The following is a 16,695-nucleotide window of genomic DNA, read 5'->3' on the forward strand; positions in this document are numbered from 1 at the left end:
CAGTTTTTTAACTACATTCTTTTTTTAATCATCATTTTAGCTATTTTTACATTTAGTAAAAAAATATCTATGCTGTTTAAACATCCTGAAATTTTATACTTCTTAGGGCTTTTAATTATTCCTGTATTAGTACACCTATTTCAGTTACAACGATTTGTAAAAGTTCCGTTTACCAATGTTGCTTTTTTACAAAAATTAGTTTTACAAACACGTAAAAGTTCTCAAATAAAAAAATGGTTAATTCTTACTACTAGATTGCTCCTTTTAACTGCTTTAATTTTAGCTTTTGCTCAGCCTTATTTTAGTAATCATGCTATTAATAAAAAGAAGAAAATCTTTATTTACCTAGATAATTCTTTAAGTACAAATACTAAAGGTGAAAAAGGAAACTTATTACAAATAGCCTCTCAAGAAATTATAGAAAACCTTTCAGAAAGTGTTACTTATTCTTTACTAACAAATAATAATTTTTATAAAAACAAAACTGCTGCTGATTTAAAAACTATTTTACTTAAAGTTTCTAACACTTCTAAAAATATTAGTTTTAAGGATGTTTTATTAAAAATTTCTACAGAAAACAAAACAACAAACTCCTTATCTAAAAATATTATTATTTCTGATTTTCAAAATAGTAATAAAGATGAATTTAGTAATTTAAACGTTCCTGTTTCTTTTGTAAAACTTACTCCTGAGTTAAAAAATAATATAGCTATTGATAGTCTATTTATAAATGATAATGGTTCTTCTAATTTTAATATAAATATTCTTATCAACAATCAAGGGAAGGCACAAAAAAATATTCCTATATCTATATCAAACAACATTAAATTAATAAACAAACAAACGTTTTCAATTGAAGAAAACCAAATTAAAAAAGTTGTTTTCTCTATTGTTAAACCTATAAATTTTTTAGGTAAAATTGATCTTAATTTTAGTGATACATATAGCTTTGATAACTCTTTTTATTTTACCATTAATACAAGCACTAAAATTAATGTTTTAACTATTGGGGAGCCTGCTAATTTTTTAAATAGAATATATACTAAAGATGAATTTAATTTAACAACATTAAATAGTAAAAACATCAACTATAATTTAATTCCTAAGCAAAACCTAATTATTTTAAATGAGCTTGTTAGTATACCACAAACTCTTACTAATATTTTAATTGATTATGCCAACAAAGGAGGAAATATTGTTGTTATTCCAAATAAAAACTTAGCAATTTCATCATACAATCAATTATTTAATAGTTTTAAAATTGGTAAATTATTATCCAAGAAAAAGGATAGTTTAAAAATTACTGATATTAATTATAATCATCCTCTTTTAAAAAATGTTTTTGAAAAGAAAGTTCAAAATTTTCAATATCCATTTGTAAAAGAATCATTCGTAACGCAATTAAATAATGCTAGTAATTTAATTTCTTTTGAAAATAAAAAAGGCTTCATTAAGCAAATTAATTTATCTAATTCTACATTCTATTGGGTAGCGGCTCCTTTGACAAAAGAGAATAGTAATTTTATTAATTCTCCTTTAATTGTACCTACCTTTTATAATATAGGGAAACAAAGTTTACAATTATCAGAACTTTACTATACTATAGGAAATAATAATAGTATTGATATTAATAAACAATTTGGGAAAGATGAGATTCTAACTATTTCTAATAGTGAAAATTCATTTATTCCATTACAACAAACTTTTCAAAATAAAATTAGAATCACTACTAAAAGTAAACCTTTAAAAGCTGGTTTTTACAACATCAAACAACAAGAAAACATTCTTAAAAACATAGCATATAATTATCCTAAAACTGAAAGTTATTTAAACTTCTTAGGTATTTCATCTGCTACAAATCAAACTATTTCAACTTCAGTAAAAAACACTTTAGAAGACATAAATAATGAAAATAAAATTCAATGGCTTTGGAAATGGTTTTTAGCTTTAGCCATTGTATCTTTGCTCATAGAAATTTTGATCTTAAAATTTTTTAAACCATGACAACGCTGCTAAAATCGGCAACTATTATTGATGCCACCAGCTCTTACCATAAACAAACTAAAGATATTTTAATTACCGACGGTATTATTACTAAAATTGATGATTCGATTTTAGCTACTAAAGAATATCAAATTATAGAACTTGATAACTTACATGTTTCAACCGGATGGTTCGACACCAGTGTTTCTTTTGGAGAACCAGGATACGAAGAACGTGAAACTATAAAAAATGGGTTATTAGCCGCTGCCAAAAGTGGATTTACTGAGGTTGCTGTAAATCCGAATACAAATCCTGTTATAGATAATAAATCTGCAGTAGAGTTTTTAATTAATAAAGCAAATGGATTTGCCACCAACTTATACCCTATTGGTACTTTAACACAACAAAGTAAAGGTATCGAAATGGCAGAGCTATACGACATGAAACAGTCTGGTGCTATTGCTTTTGGCGATTATAACAAACCTATTACTAATGACAATTTGTTAAAAATAGCTTTATTATACACTCAAAATTTTGATGGATTAGCATTAAGTTTCCCTAAAAATATTGCCATAGCTGGAGAAGGTGTTGCTAACGAAGGAAAAAATAGTACGCTACTAGGTTTAAAAGGAATACCTTCATTGGCTGAAGAAATTCAAATTTCTCGTGATTTATTTCTACTAGAATATACCGGTGGTAAACTTCATATTCCAACTATTTCTACTGAAAAATCTGTTGAATTAATTAAAGAAGCTAAGAAAAAAGGACTAGATGTTACTTGTAGTGTTACCGTTCATAACTTAGTTTTAACAGATGAAGAACTTCATGGTTTTGATGGAAATAAAAAAGTAAGTCCACCTTTAAGAACTGAAAAAGATACTAAAGCCTTAATAAAAGGATTAAAAGAAGGAACTATAGATATGATTACTTCCGATCATAATCCTATTGACATAGAACATAAAAAAGTAGAATACTCTACTGCAAAAGACGGTACTATTGGTTTAGAAAGTGCATTTGGAGCTTTAAATTCTGTATTAGATATTGAGACTATTGTAAAATGTTTATCACATAACCCGAAAGAACGTTTTAGTATTGAGAAAAACTCGATAGAAGAAAATCAAAAAGCTTGTTTATCTATATTCAACCCGGAAGGGAATTTTATTTTTTCTGAAAAGAATATTAGTTCTACTTCTAAAAATAGCATCTTCTTAAATAAAGAATTAAAAGGGACTGTTTATGGTATTTATAATAACAATCAACTTATTCTAAACTCTTAATTATGGAAAATATAACCGCAAACAAAGGTAAAACAAATGCCATAATTAGCCATTTTTGGATTATTGGAACCTTAATTGCATTTGTACTAAATATGAATTCAAAAAACTCCTTTACAAGCTTTTACATAAGACAAATGATAGGCTTACATATCTTATCTGCAATAAATGGTTGGGTAGTATATAAATACCTAGGTAATTTTGCTGGATGGATTGTTGGACTTGTTTTGTTTGTTTTTTGGCTTATTAGTTTTATGGCTGCATTTAATGAAGAAAAAAAATTAGTTCCTTTTATTGGGGAACAATTCCAAGACTGGTTTAAAGGAATTTAATTATATGAGTTTACATTATATTATACGAGAACCTAAAAAGGTTTCTACCAACCCTCCCCTTTTAATTTTATTACATGGATATGGGAGTAACGAAAGAGATTTATTTTCATTTTCTGAAGAATTACCAGATGAGTTATTAATTGTAAGTGCTCAAGCTCCATACAGTATGGGATTTGATGCATATGCTTGGTATGCAATTAATTTTGATGCGAATAATGAAAAATTTTCAGATTTAAATCAAGCAAAAGAATCAATGATTAAAATTGCTTCTTTTATTAATGAAATAAAAAACAAGTACAATACAAACCCTGATAAAACATTTCTTTTAGGTTTTAGTCAAGGAGCTATTTTAAGTTACGCTTTGAGTCTTAACTATCCAAACATAGCACAGCATGTAATTGCTTTAAGTGGATATATTAACGAAGATATACTTCCTTCTGAAATTAATAATACTATTACTACAGATTATTATATTTCACATGGATCTGTAGATCAAGTTTTACCGGTAACTTGGGCTAGAAAAGCCCCAACTCTTTTAAGCAGCTATAACTTAAAAAGTGATTATTCAGAATATCCTGTTGGGCATGGAGTTGCTCCACAAAATTTTTATAGTTTTAAGAATTGGATTGAACAACGATTGAAATAAAATTATAACTTTGCCAAAAAATTAATTAATGGATATTTTCACGCATCAAAATGCTTACAAGTGGTTTATACCTATTTGTGCATTAGCCATTTTTATTGAAATGTATTTTAGCTACAAAAGAAAAGCTAAAAATTACGAATTTAAAGATGTTTCTACCAATGTATATTTTGCCATAACTAATGTTTTATTAGATGGTTTAATGTATGGAATTTCATTTATTGTAATGAATTTCTTTTACAGCTATAAACTAATTACTTGGGAAAATACTGGTGTTTTGTACTGGTTAATCGCTTTTCTAGGCCAAGACTTTTTGTATTATATTCATCATTATGTAGATCATCATTCTCGTTTTTTCTGGGCAGTTCATGTAACACATCATAATTCTGAATATTATAATATTTCTACTGGTTTCCGTTCTCCTGTATTTCAACCTTTTTATCGATTCATGTTTTTGATTCCTCTAATTCTTTTAGGAATCGCTCCATTACATATTATGTTTGCTTATGCAATGAATCAGAATTATGGAACTTTGTGTCATACTAATTTTATTAAAAGGAATAAACGCAAAGGTGTTCTAGGTTTTTTCTTAAACATATGGGAATACATTTTTGTTACACCTTCACATCACCGAGTTCATCATGCTTCAAACACAAAGTATTTGGATAAAAATATGGGGATGGCATTAATTATTTGGGATAGAATTTTTGGTACATTTCAAGCAGAAGAAGATGAAGTTGAATATGAAAAACTTAAATTTGGATTAACTAAACCTTTAGAAGACAAAGGTCCTATTAATATTATTTTTCATGAATGGAAAGAAATTTTTAAAGATTTCTTCAATCGCAAGAAACATTTACCAATTGGCATTCGTTTAAAATATGTTTTTATGCCTCCAGGCTGGAGTCATGATGGTAGTTCTAAGACAAGTAAACAACTTCAAAAAGAATTAATAAACAATAAATAACAATAAAAAACCGAGCATAAAGCTCGGTTTTTTTTATCCTAAAATTTGATTTGCATGTTCTTTAGTTTTCACTTTTGAAATTACATCTTCAATTATTCCATTTTCATCAATTACAAAAGTAGTGCGGTGGATTCCGTCATATTCACGTCCCATAAATTTCTTTGGCCCCCAAACACCAAAAGCATTAATTACTTCTTTACTTTCATCTGCTAGTAAAGGAAAAGGCAGTTCATGTTTATTTATCCAATTTTGTTGGCGTTTTGCTGAATCTGCGCTTACTCCTAATACATCATAACCTTTAGCTAAAAAAGTTTGATAATTATCTCTTAAATCACATGCTTCAGCTGTACAACCTGGTGTACTTGCCTTGGGGTAAAAAAATAACACTAATTTTTTACCTTTATAATCTGAAAGTTTTACACAATTTCCTTTTTCATCAACCGACTCAAAGTTGGGTGCTTTATCTCCTATTTTTAATGTAGTCATAATTTGTATTTTTGTGGATCTAAAGATATAGAAAATGACCAAGGCAGACAAAGTACAATTTGTTATAAATACACTAGAAGAATTATACCCAGAGATACCTGTACCATTAGATCATAAAGATCCGTACACCTTACTTATTGCTGTTTTATTATCTGCTCAATGTACAGATATTAGAGTAAATCAAATTACTCCTTTACTTTTTGCAAAAGCAGACAATCCTTTTGACATGGTAAAAATGACTATTGAAGAGATTAAAGAAATTATTAGACCTTGTGGATTATCTCCTATGAAATCTAAAGGAATCCATGGGTTATCTAAAATTTTGATTGAAAAACATAATGGTGAAGTTCCTCAGAGTTTTGAATATTTAGAAGAATTACCTGCTGTTGGTCATAAAACAGCCAGCGTAGTAATGAGTCAAGCATTTGGTGTTCCTGCTTTTCCTGTTGACACACATATACATCGATTACTTTTCCGTTGGAATTTATCTAATGGAAAGAGTGTTACTCAAACAGAAAAGGATGCTAAGCGATTATTTCCTAGAGACCTATGGAATGATTTACATTTGCAAATAATTTGGTACGGACGAGAATATTCACCTGCACGTGGTTGGAAGTTGGATAATGATATAATTACAAAAACCATTGGAAGAAAATCTGTTCTAGAAGAATATTATAAAAAATAAATTCATAAAAAAAGCTTCAACATTTGTTGAAGCTTTTTCCACTCTTAATTCAAATTCAATTCAATGAGATAGTTTGATTTGGTTTTAACTACTTTTAGCGATTTAGAAAAATTAATCAAAAATTGAACTGTTTCTTGTTTAGGTTTCATTTTAAAATCCGAAGATCTTTCAGAGTAAATTTGCATCATATAATTCCCTTATTTGTTTATTTTCAATTATTTAACGATGCTATTTTACTTTTATTGTTTAATTAACTAAAATAATTTTATTTTTTTCTACAATCTTTCTCAAATTAATTAATGCATATCTCATTCTACCAAGAGCTGTATTAATACTAACTCCTGTATTTTCTGATATTTCATTAAAACTCATATCATTATAAATACGCATTTTCAAAACTTCTTTTTGTTCTTCAGGTAATTCCTCTACCAATTCTTTAACATCAGATAGTATTTGATCTTTTATAATTTTATTCTCAGCATTTAAAGCCCCGTCACTTAAAACAGAAAAAATATCAAAATCATCTGTATTATTAAATGTCGGCATTCTATTACTTTTTCTAAAATAATCGATAATCAAGTTATGTGATATTCTCATAACCCAAGGTAAAAATTTACCTTCCTCATTGTAACTCCCTTTTTTAAGTGTTCTAATTACTTTTATAAAAGTGTCTTGAAAAATATCTTCTGTAGTGTCTCTATCTTGTATTTTACTATATATGAAACTATATAGGCGTTGTTGGTGACGCTTAATCAATAATTCTATTGCTAACTCTTTTCCGTTAATGTAGTCTTTAACTAATACACTATCACTTACATCGTTTTTATGCATCTTAATTACTTTTATAAAGAAATCCTTCAAGGGCTTTCTTTGGTTAAGGGGTATGTTTATTAAAAGTAATTATTTAGCTATAGGCTTTTATTTATTGATTAATAACTAGTTACAAATATTGCTTTTTTTATGTGAAAATACAAGAATAATTTATTTTTTTTACATAAACATTGATAATTTCAATATTTATAACCTTAAAATAAGTGTTTGTAATATTTTTTATTAGAGGTTTTTTAACTAAGTTTATTTTCATTTTCTAGGTTATGTTTTTATATATTTACAAGAAACGTAATTTAAAAAATATTTTAATACCAAATCCTCCGAAACTATGACTCAGTACAGCACTACCGAAAATATAATTTACCCTCCTGGAAAATTAATTTCATCAGTAATAAAAGTTAAACCTTCTGGAAACATTTTTTATGAAGGTCTGTCAAAGCAACAATACCCCTTACCTACTCTTGTAGAAGCAAAACGAAATCAAGATGGTTCAATTAATGTTAAAACTCTTATTTTTTTAAACTCAACAATTTCTTTAACTTCCTCTATGGTAAACGTTTCTCAGTTATTTTCCATAAGTGATTTTGGAGATTGTAAACTTCAATTTTTTATTCATTCTACTAAAGACGATATAGCTCTTATAAAGGAAGATAAAACTGAATATAATTATCTAGCGTATGTTATTGAATTTACAACTAATGATAAAACTAATTTCCCAAAAGGTATTTCTTTAGAAAATATTAAAACAGTTCAAACATTTTTATGGGATATAGACCCTAAAACTTCTAGAGGAACAGAAACTACTGTTCAGGATACCACTCCAGATTAACCATTAGTCTATAATAAAAGCTCTAAATAGAGCCTGTTTCTTTTATATAATTTTTACCCCCCGTAACAAATGCATATTTTAAGAACTATAATAGTATTCTTATTTACTATAAATCTCTTTACACAAGAAAAAGGTGATTTGTCTTTAGAATTTGAAAAGACAATCGACCAACATCATAAAAAAATAGACTTAAAAAAAGTATATACTTTTTTTAAGCAAAAAGAATGGGATTCAACTTTAATTTATTCTTATAATTTATTAAAAAAAACTAATGATAAAAAGTTACTAGATTATATCTATTATCTAAGGGCTCGAAGTTTTAAGAAGAAAAATGTTTTTAATCAATCTTTAAAAGAATATCGATTAATTTCTTCTAATTTCCCTTTCTTTCATTATACCAGAGGTGCTATTGCTCAAATATACTTACATCAAAATAAATATAAAAAGGCGTTAAATATCTTTCTTAATTTAGAGAAAGATTATGCTAGCATTAAATATAAACCACAAAAAAGTGCTATTTATCATAATATAGGACTTTGTTACTTTCATTTATCTAAGTTTAAAGAAGCTGAAGAATATTTATTAAACAGCACTAACCTCCAAGAAAAAAAGAAAGATACTTTACTCTTAATAGGATCTTATATGGATATTGCTAATGTATACTATGAGCAGTATAAAGATAAAGATGCTATACCTTTTTTTAATAAAGCTTATCTACTATCTAAAAAAGTATCCGACTTTAAAATAAAAAGAAAAGCCGCTTTAAATATGGCGGTTGTGGAAGAAAACAGAAAAGATCTTGTTAAAGCACTTGTGTATAGAAAAGAATTTGAAAGGTGGAAAGATTCTCTTAACAATCAAAATAAGATTTGGGCAGTTGCACAAGTAGAGAAAAAACTTGCCGTTTCTCAAAAGCAAAAGCAAATAAATTTATTAGAAGCTGAAAACAGATTAAAAATATCTCAACGAAACGGATTTATAATATCCTCTTTCTTACTTATTTTACTGCTTATTAGTGGAGTTTATTTATATAGACAAAAAAGTAAAACTCATAAAATAATTAGTAACCAGAAAGAAGAACTAAATCAATTAAATAAAACAAAAGATAAACTTTTTTCTATAGTTAGTCATGATTTACGTTCATCTGTTAACCTTTTAAAAAAGAGTAATTCTCATCTGTTGACAGAAATTAAAAATCGTAATTATAATACACTAGACATTATTGTAAATAAAAATGCTGCCATAGCTAACAGTTCCTATAATTTATTAGAAAACTTATTAAACTGGGCTAGTATGCAAACTAAGCAACTTTATTTTCAAATAGAATCTGTCGATTTATTTTCAATAATGCAGCAGGTTGCTTTTAACTATCAACCTTTATTTGAAACTAAAAATATTAGTTTCACAAATAAAATAACTCCAGCTACTTTTATTCTTGCAGATATAGATTCTCTTAAAATTATTATCCGAAATTTATTAGATAATGCTATAAAATTTTCAAATGAAAATGATAATATATCTGTCTATAATTTTTATAGTAATAACAATTCAGAGTCTTTAGTAATTGAAGATACTGGTATTGGAATGAGTGAAGAGACTGTAAAAGACCTTTTAAAAGAAACATCTTTACTTCATAAAAAAAGAAATCAAGAAGAAATAGGTACTGGTTTAGGTATTCATCTCTGTAAAACACTAATCTTAAAAAATAACGCAAAATTTAAAATTGAAAGCATCAAAAATATGGGTACAAAAATGATTATCAGTTTTCAAAAATCTAATTAGACATGGATAATATAAACATACTTATTGTAGAAGACAATAGCATTATAGCTATGGAGCTGAAATCTATTTTAGAAAAAAATGGATATAATGTAGTTGGTATTGGTCATAACTATCAAGAAGCTCTGTCACTTTTTTATGAACTTACAGTTGATCTTGTAATTATTGATGTTTTTTTAGGAGAGAATCCAGAAGGAATTACTTTTGCTGAAACAATTTCTACTGTTCCAAAATCATTAAAACCTTTTATATTTTTAACAGGGTCTAAAGACAGGCATATTTTTGAACGAGCCAAACTAACCAAACCTTTTCGTTTTTTATTAAAACCTTTTAATGAATTAGAAATTTTGTATGCTATTGAAATGGCTATCGAAAAGTTTTACGATCAAACAAATATATTCGCTAGCACCAATCAAAACACAGTAATTAGTGATGATTATTTATTTATAAAAAAAAGAGATTCATTAAAGAAAGTAATACTTTCTAATATCATTTACATAGAGGTTGACAACAGGTATTGCAACATAGTTACTGAGCATGAAAAATTTATAATTCAAATTTCTTTAGGGAAAATAAATACTTATTTAAATAACTATTTATTTAAACAGGTACATCGTAAATACATTGTAAACATTGATTCTATTGAACAAATTAGATTAAAAGAAAACTCTCTACTCTTAAAAGGGAAACATGTCATTTATTTTAGTGATAAATACAAAGAAACTATTAAATCTTTTGCTATTTTAAAATAACTACAAAAACAATTTTCTACTTAATCAAACCACAATGACGTATATTTTATACGTCATTTTTTTTGCTTTACTACAAAAAAAAATGTATTCACAACATATCTATAAAATTCAAGTGTCTTAAACAGTAAATTTATCTAAATAAACTACAAATAGCGCGATAAGTAGTTTTTTTAACTTAAATCATTTAACATGGAAACAATACAAAAAGAAACATTACAAACAATAGATAGTTCAATAAAAGAGAAAATTAACGCTGATATTGGAACAAAAATCAAATTAAAATTAAGTATGAAAAATCCTTTAGGTATAGTTACCGAAAGAGGTTATATGGGAATGACTAAAAAAAGCGGTAAAAATTTTGTTTGTGATTTAAGTCAAGAAGATGCAACTATTTTTGAGGTAAAGAGAACTAAATACGCTAAAGATGGATATAATACTTATGAAATTAAAAATGGTAAGTACAAGAAACGTTGGTTAGATTATCATATAGGAATAGGCAATGGAGAAGTTTTTGCCGAAAGTCATACCTTTTTTGAGTTTGACATTGCTATTTGGCGAGAAAAAGACGATTCCTTATTTGCACTTGCAGGAAAAAAAATTGCTATCCCAGTAAGAGGCACTAAAGATGGTACAACAATGTTTGTATCTGAAGATCCTCGTTATCCACTATTTTATATTACTGAAGAAAAGCAGTAACTAAAAATATAAGAATAATACAATCTACTACGACTTACTACAAAATTACTTCAATTACAAAAAAATAAAATATGTGTACAAGAATATTTAATAATTTTAACGAAGAGGATAATTACTTAACTACAGCTAGAAACATGGACTGGGCTACTCAAATGGCTACCTCAATTTTTGCTTTTAAAATAGATAACAATAAACCTTTAGTGAGAACTGGTACTCATCCTCAGAATGAAAATTCATTAATTTGGACTGCTAAATATGACAGTATTGTTACTATGGTTGGAACTGAAGCTCCTTTTGGAGCTTCTGATGGTATAAATTCTAAAGGGCTCGTTGCAAATTTATTATACGATAGCAATGCTAGTTATGATCGTGAAGATGGAACCTCTTGTAAGAATTTAGACGTATTACGTTGGATACAATTTGTTTTAGACACTTGTTGCTCCGTAAAAGAAGTAGTAAATAAGTTTAATGATAACGCAACTACCAAAATTCAACTTATAGGAGGAAAAGTACCAGGAACCGAAAAATCTGCGGCATTACATCTAGCTGTTTCTGATAAATTTAAAAACTCTGCCATTATTGAAGTGTATAATGGTGAATACCATATACATGAAAGTTCAGAGTATAGAGTAATGACCAATGAACCATCTTATGATAAACAAATTGAATTAAATCAATTTTGGAGATGGCAATGGACCAATCAAAATAATTTTCCTAGTTATACTTTACCTGGAGGTCCATTCCCGTCAGATCGATTTGCTAGAGCTTCATATTATTTAAATCATTTAAATCCAACTAATAACACTTCTGATTCTTTAGCTCAATCAAAATCAGTAGTTATGAATGCTTCCGTTCCAGTTAATTTTAAATCAGGTTTATTAAAATATCCAAATATTGCTCAAACACTTTGGACAACTATAGCCAGTCATAATGATTTAACATACTATTTCTGTAATGCTCGTACCATTGGGGATATATGGATGAACTTAAATCAAATGGAACTTTTTCCTTCCTCTGTTTCACAACTTATTGTTGTATTAGAAAATAAAAATGAAGAGTTTATAAATGTTCCTTTATATGGTTTTCAAAATGGAAACTTTAAAACAACTGATGATCCTTTTAAAGCTGAAAAAAATAAACCTTAATAAAAAATTTTAACCAACTAATCTTTATTATGATACAACCAGAAACTATTACAGCACAATTAAAAGAACAAATAGATTCTTTTTTAAAAGAGCTTAATCAAATAATTCCTTCAAATATTGATATTTCAACCAATTGGGGCGATTTACAAAATGTATATGAACACAATATTAAAAGTCAAATTTTTAACAGGCGTTTACAATTCAACCCGTTTGTTATAGTGTATTGTGAAACAGCATCAGATGTTGAAGCAACCTATAATACTGCCATAAAAAACAAACTTCCAATTAAAGTTCGTGCTGGTGGACATGATCATGCTGGAGAATGCAATGGCACAAACGTAGTTTTAATTGATGTTTCAAAAATGGATCGTGTAACAATAGATTCAGATACCAAAATAGCTAAAATAGGGCCAGGAATTCGATTTGAGTCGTTAACCTCAATCCTAGCAGACAGTAATGTTATGATACCTCATGGTACTTGTGCTACTGTAGGAATTGCTGGTTTCACCATGGGTGGTGGTTGGGGACCATGGACTCGAAAAATGGGGATGTGTTGCGAACATCTAGTAGGTGCTACAATTCTATTAGGAAACGGAAAGCTTATTAATTTAAATGTAGATTCTGAAACTGGATTTGTACCTGATTTATTATGGGCTCTTAGAGGTGGTGGCGGTATGAGTTATGGAATTGTTACAGAATTACGCATTCAAACATTTCCTTTACCTAAAGTTTTACATCGATTTGAAATTGAATGGAATCCATACAATGATGAACAACCAGATTTAATAGAAGGAAATATTCCTACTATACAAATATTGAAAAAATGGGAAGAGTTCATAGCTTCAAAAAATACTCCTAGATTAACTGGAACTAATTTAAAAATAAACGGAAGAGCTTGGAATAACAATACTCCAATTGATACAGAATCTATAGCTCACAATTGTGTTTTTTATGGATATTGGGAAGGAGATGAAACTAGTTTAACAGATGCTATTAATGATAATTTCCAAGGCATTTTATCAAATTATCAGTTCACTATTGAACCTGCTACTGGTGCAGATTTTCATCATACAAACAGATATGGTAAAAACCTAATGAGTAATTGGGATAGAGAATCTCATTCTAAAATTTTAAGCAAACTTAATTTACTTCAAGGTACACCATTACAACCAGATGAGGACTTAGCAGCTCCTCATAAAATTACTTCTCGTTTAGTTGATAAAGATGGATTAAATTTTAATAATAAAGATGGATATCAACAACTATTAAAAAGCTTAACTTCTAATTTAATTTTAGACGGTAATAGAGCTTTAGGTCTATTTACCTATGTTACTTTAGGTGCAATAATTGGTGATTTTTACACAGAAAACATAGCTAAAACTAACAGTGCATTTCCTTATAAAGACAAGCTATATACCATACAATACCAATGTTGGTGGAATACAGAAACTGAAGAAAAAGAAAAGTTTCAAAATAATTTTGTTTATGATAGAACCAACCGAGCATTAGATTGGATTGAAACTAGTAGAAACTTTGATATTCCAAATACCTCTGGAGCTTTTATTAGCTTTAAAGATAGTTCAATACCTACCAAAACTTACTTTGATAAAAGTTACGAACGTTTAAAAGAAATAAAAGAAAATCAATCTAAAGATCCATATAATCACTTTAGAACACGTAAAACAATTATTTAAAAAAAGATATAATCTTAAAAGCAAAACATTATGACAAAAAAAGTAATAGGCTATTTTAGTAACTGGGTTACATTAGCTGATGTAGAAAACAAATGCGAAGGGTATACAGATATTTTATTTTCTTTTTGGCAAGACCCAACAAATGGAGTCATAGGAGCTGCAGAAGCCACTGTAAGCAACCCTGAAATTATTCAGTTTTTAAAAAATAAAAACAAAAAATGTATTCTAGCTGCTGGTGGAGAATATCTAAATCCTTTAAATTATGATCCTAAAAATTATGGAACTGCTCTTGCTAATTTTGCAATACAACATCAGTTTGATGGGGTCGATTTAGATATAGAGAATATAGCAATGGACTCACAAACAATTCAATGGTTAGTTGATACCACTATAACAGTACATCAAGTTAGTAAAGAAAAGAATTATCCTTTACAAATTTCTCATGCTCCACAGGCTCCATATTTTATGTTTAACGGAGGATATAGCGAAATAGAAACAAGAACTAACGGAATAATTGATTATTATAACATTCAATATTATAATCAAGGTAACTGGGAATACCAATCTTATGAAAATTACAGCTCTTTATTTGATGAACAATATAATGCTATTAAAAACCCTACTTCTACACAAAGTATTCTAAAACAAGGAGTGCCTGCTCATAAATTAATAATAGGGAAACCAATTACTCCTGCCGATGTAAATAATACTGGATATATCCCTATAAATAAATTCGAAAACATATTAAACGAAGCCATAATAAATAAAGTAGAATTTGGAGGTATAATGGGATGGAAAGTAGATAGCGATATTAATGGCAACTGGGGTATAGCAATATCAAAAACAATGGGGATTTCTAAAGTAAATATTCCAATATAAAATACTCTCATTTTTGTATAAACATAAAAAGAGCTCTAAATTTAATATTTGGAGTTCTTTTTTATTTAAATATAATTTTAAACCTCATTCATAACAGTCTTTCACCTACTCACAACATAAAAAAATCTCCTCACAACATTAACCTGATTTTTGCTTTATTTTAAAAGTAGTTTTATAAAAACAAATAGTTCTATCAGTTAGTTTCCAATGGTTAAATTAGAAATTACCATAATATAGATTGTTACTAATAGAGCTTTGTTAATAGAAAAATAATTTTCAACAGACTCTATCTTTATAAATGTTAATAAAATACATCAACATCCATTATCATAAACTAGCTACAACATTTTATCATACTAACATAAAGTTATTTGGGATAAATTTTCTAATAATTTGAATCCAAAACTATATAGCACTCTACTCTACTGTATAAACAAATTTTCTGAAAAATAACGCTATTGCATTTAATCCATTAAAGCTATTTAAATAAAACAATAACGTTTCGTTCAATTCTAGGCTTTTATAAAAGATAAATACATGTAATAAGAGGTTGAAAACCTGAGTTTGTTGCTTGCAACATTCTCCTTTTGCGCCTACAATAACATTAACGTTTTAAATCAAATATTTAAAAAACTAATACAAATGAAAAAAATCATAAACAAAAACAACATCATTATTACCGACATAAATTTTGTCAAAAAAATTGACATTATTATTCAGGAAAAAAAACAGATGCTTCATTTGGAGTTTCTCAATTAGCTGAATTATTACAAATAAGCAAATCTCAACTCAATAAAAAAACATTAGAACAAACAGGTTACTCTCCTAGTAAACTAATCTTAAAACACAAAATGGACCTAGCCAAACAACTTTTAAATTTAAGTTCTAATCAAATAAAAGAAATCGCATTTCAATGTGGGTTCAATAGCTTGAGTACATTTAGTCGTAAATTTAAACATGAATATGGGTCTTCTCCATCAACATATCGTAAAAATTGTATTAAATCAGAAACTAAACTTATTGACTGGAACCTCCCTTTTACTGAAAATTATTTTAATCAGTTAGTTCTAATTAAAAATAAAAATACCTGGCTAAAAAACTTATTTTCAATAGTTATTGATAACCTTGATAATGAATCATTTTCTATTGAAGATTTATCAAAGCAACTTTTCATGTCTTCATCTAATCTTAACCGTAAGGTTAAAAAGTTATTTGGCTTTTCAACTTTAAAATTAATACGAGATTTACGTTTACAATATGCTGCTGAACTTCTTAACATACACAACATGTCTGTTACTGAAGTTTCTTATTCAACAGGTTTTTATGATGCTGCTCACCTTTCTCGCTATTTTAAAAAAACATTTGGTTGTTCTCCTGGTGAGTATAAAAATATAACTCCTATTTATTCGTACATAAAAAAATTAAAAGAAACAAAAATAAATCAAATTCTCAATTAGTTTTATGCTAAATACAACACACCTCATATAACTTAAAGTAATTAGAGTTTATTTTAAAAACTACTTAAAAACAACAATAGTTCAAATTGTAAAATAGTTGCATAATCGGTACAAAAAAAAGCACTTCTCTCTCTGTACATTTGAACTATAAGAATTCAATAATTGTACAATTAGAGTTTTTAATTTCATAAACTAAAGCTGCAGATTAGGATGTGAAAAAAGTAAATTTCAAATGATAGTCCCCCGACAAAAGTACATGGTAT

The 16,695-nt window shown here is 27.6% G+C and carries 15 protein-coding genes and 1 pseudogene; 14 read left to right on the forward strand and 2 right to left on the reverse strand.

The features are described from left to right. The first annotated feature begins 69 nt into the window (after positions 1-69). From Q0881_RS14690 to Q0881_RS14710, 5 genes are read left to right on the forward strand one after another with little or no spacing between them, the layout of a single operon-like run. Positions 70-2,004, forward strand: a complete 1,935-nt coding sequence (locus tag Q0881_RS14690) for a BatA domain-containing protein (protein WP_299161828.1) — start codon at positions 70-72, stop codon at positions 2,002-2,004. Further along, positions 2,001-3,260, forward strand: coding sequence for a dihydroorotase (locus Q0881_RS14695; RefSeq protein ID WP_299161831.1), 1,260 nt, complete (start codon positions 2,001-2,003; stop codon positions 3,258-3,260). The genes Q0881_RS14690 and Q0881_RS14695 overlap by 4 nt, the downstream gene beginning before the upstream one ends. Positions 3,261-3,262: 2 nt before the next feature. After that, positions 3,263-3,589 carry a hypothetical protein gene (locus Q0881_RS14700; RefSeq protein WP_299161834.1) on the forward strand — a complete coding sequence of 109 codons (327 nt, stop codon included), beginning with the start codon at positions 3,263-3,265 and terminating at the stop codon, positions 3,587-3,589. Positions 3,590-3,593: 4 nt separating this feature from the next. Next, positions 3,594-4,235, forward strand: coding sequence for an alpha/beta hydrolase-fold protein (locus Q0881_RS14705; RefSeq protein ID WP_299161837.1), 642 nt, complete (start codon positions 3,594-3,596; stop codon positions 4,233-4,235). Positions 4,236-4,263: 28 nt separating this feature from the next. Further along, positions 4,264-5,199 carry a sterol desaturase family protein gene (locus Q0881_RS14710; protein WP_299161840.1) on the forward strand — a complete coding sequence of 312 codons (936 nt, stop codon included), beginning with the start codon at positions 4,264-4,266 and terminating at the stop codon, positions 5,197-5,199. A gap of 33 nt (positions 5,200-5,232) precedes the next feature. Here the strand turns inward: Q0881_RS14710 and bcp are convergent, their stop codons facing one another. Then, positions 5,233-5,685 (reverse strand): thioredoxin-dependent thiol peroxidase, encoded by a 453-nt coding sequence (gene bcp, locus Q0881_RS14715; RefSeq protein ID WP_299161843.1) that lies wholly within the window; start codon positions 5,683-5,685, stop codon positions 5,233-5,235. 34 nt (positions 5,686-5,719) lie between these two features. Between bcp and nth the strand changes: the two genes are divergently transcribed. Beyond that, positions 5,720-6,370 (forward strand): endonuclease III, encoded by a 651-nt coding sequence (gene nth / locus Q0881_RS14720; RefSeq protein WP_299161846.1) that lies wholly within the window; start codon positions 5,720-5,722, stop codon positions 6,368-6,370. Positions 6,371-6,616: 246 nt separating this feature from the next. Here nth and Q0881_RS14725 read toward each other — a convergent pair whose 3' ends face one another. Continuing rightward, entirely contained in the window at positions 6,617-7,201 is a 585-nt protein-coding gene (locus Q0881_RS14725; protein WP_299161849.1) for a sigma-70 family RNA polymerase sigma factor, read from the reverse strand. Positions 7,202-7,529: 328 nt separating this feature from the next. Between Q0881_RS14725 and Q0881_RS14730 the strand changes: the two genes are divergently transcribed. From Q0881_RS14730 to Q0881_RS17890, 8 genes and pseudogenes are all read left to right on the forward strand, one after another. Next, a complete protein-coding gene (locus Q0881_RS14730) occupies positions 7,530-8,030 on the forward strand; it encodes a hypothetical protein (RefSeq protein WP_299161852.1) in 501 nt (166 codons plus the stop codon). A 69-nt stretch (positions 8,031-8,099) separates the two neighbouring features. Next, positions 8,100-9,812: an ATP-binding protein gene (locus tag Q0881_RS14735; RefSeq protein WP_299161854.1), complete on the forward strand. Its 1,713-nt coding sequence runs from the start codon at positions 8,100-8,102 to the stop codon at positions 9,810-9,812. Between the two features lie 2 nt (positions 9,813-9,814). Beyond that, positions 9,815-10,561 (forward strand): response regulator transcription factor, encoded by a 747-nt coding sequence (locus Q0881_RS14740; RefSeq protein ID WP_299161857.1) that lies wholly within the window; start codon positions 9,815-9,817, stop codon positions 10,559-10,561. Between the two features lie 189 nt (positions 10,562-10,750). Continuing rightward, complete coding sequence (locus Q0881_RS14745; protein ID WP_299161859.1) at positions 10,751-11,257, forward strand: hypothetical protein; 507 nt, start codon at positions 10,751-10,753, stop codon at positions 11,255-11,257. Positions 11,258-11,328: 71 nt separating this feature from the next. Beyond that, positions 11,329-12,402: a linear amide C-N hydrolase gene (locus tag Q0881_RS14750; RefSeq protein ID WP_299161861.1), complete on the forward strand. Its 1,074-nt coding sequence runs from the start codon at positions 11,329-11,331 to the stop codon at positions 12,400-12,402. A gap of 29 nt (positions 12,403-12,431) precedes the next feature. Further along, positions 12,432-14,096 carry an FAD-dependent oxidoreductase gene (locus Q0881_RS14755; RefSeq protein WP_299161864.1) on the forward strand — a complete coding sequence of 555 codons (1,665 nt, stop codon included), beginning with the start codon at positions 12,432-12,434 and terminating at the stop codon, positions 14,094-14,096. 30 nt (positions 14,097-14,126) lie between these two features. Then, positions 14,127-14,975, forward strand: a complete 849-nt coding sequence (locus Q0881_RS14760) for a glycosyl hydrolase family 18 protein (RefSeq protein WP_299161866.1) — start codon at positions 14,127-14,129, stop codon at positions 14,973-14,975. 767 nt (positions 14,976-15,742) lie between these two features. After that, positions 15,743-16,432, forward strand: a pseudogene (locus Q0881_RS17890) (AraC family transcriptional regulator); the annotation flags it as partial. Between the last annotated feature and the right edge of the window lie 263 nt (positions 16,433-16,695).

It is taken from the genome of uncultured Tenacibaculum sp., from assembly GCF_947494125.1.
GTDB lineage: Bacteria > Bacteroidota > Bacteroidia > Flavobacteriales > Flavobacteriaceae > Polaribacter.

What these genes read in the sequence shown, in the direction of transcription:
- Q0881_RS14740 (WP_299161857.1), top strand. Translation starts at nt 9,815, where the DNA reads ATGGATAATATAAACATACTTATTGTAGAAGACAATAGCATTATAGCT.
- Q0881_RS14705 (WP_299161837.1), top strand. Translation starts at nt 3,594, where the DNA reads ATGAGTTTACATTATATTATACGAGAACCTAAAAAGGTTTCTACCAAC.
- nth (WP_299161846.1), top strand. Translation starts at nt 5,720, where the DNA reads ATGACCAAGGCAGACAAAGTACAATTTGTTATAAATACACTAGAAGAA.
- Q0881_RS14700 (WP_299161834.1), top strand. Translation starts at nt 3,263, where the DNA reads ATGGAAAATATAACCGCAAACAAAGGTAAAACAAATGCCATAATTAGC.
- Q0881_RS14695 (WP_299161831.1), top strand. Translation starts at nt 2,001, where the DNA reads ATGACAACGCTGCTAAAATCGGCAACTATTATTGATGCCACCAGCTCT.
- Q0881_RS14710 (WP_299161840.1), top strand. Translation starts at nt 4,264, where the DNA reads ATGGATATTTTCACGCATCAAAATGCTTACAAGTGGTTTATACCTATT.
- Q0881_RS14755 (WP_299161864.1), top strand. Translation starts at nt 12,432, where the DNA reads ATGATACAACCAGAAACTATTACAGCACAATTAAAAGAACAAATAGAT.
- bcp (WP_299161843.1), bottom strand. Translation starts at nt 5,685, where the DNA reads ATGACTACATTAAAAATAGGAGATAAAGCACCCAACTTTGAGTCGGTT.
- Q0881_RS14725 (WP_299161849.1), bottom strand. Translation starts at nt 7,201, where the DNA reads ATGCATAAAAACGATGTAAGTGATAGTGTATTAGTTAAAGACTACATT.
- Q0881_RS14750 (WP_299161861.1), top strand. Translation starts at nt 11,329, where the DNA reads ATGTGTACAAGAATATTTAATAATTTTAACGAAGAGGATAATTACTTA.
- Q0881_RS14745 (WP_299161859.1), top strand. Translation starts at nt 10,751, where the DNA reads ATGGAAACAATACAAAAAGAAACATTACAAACAATAGATAGTTCAATA.
- Q0881_RS14690 (WP_299161828.1), top strand. Translation starts at nt 70, where the DNA reads ATGCTGTTTAAACATCCTGAAATTTTATACTTCTTAGGGCTTTTAATT.
- Q0881_RS14760 (WP_299161866.1), top strand. Translation starts at nt 14,127, where the DNA reads ATGACAAAAAAAGTAATAGGCTATTTTAGTAACTGGGTTACATTAGCT.
- Q0881_RS14730 (WP_299161852.1), top strand. Translation starts at nt 7,530, where the DNA reads ATGACTCAGTACAGCACTACCGAAAATATAATTTACCCTCCTGGAAAA.
- Q0881_RS14735 (WP_299161854.1), top strand. Translation starts at nt 8,100, where the DNA reads ATGCATATTTTAAGAACTATAATAGTATTCTTATTTACTATAAATCTC.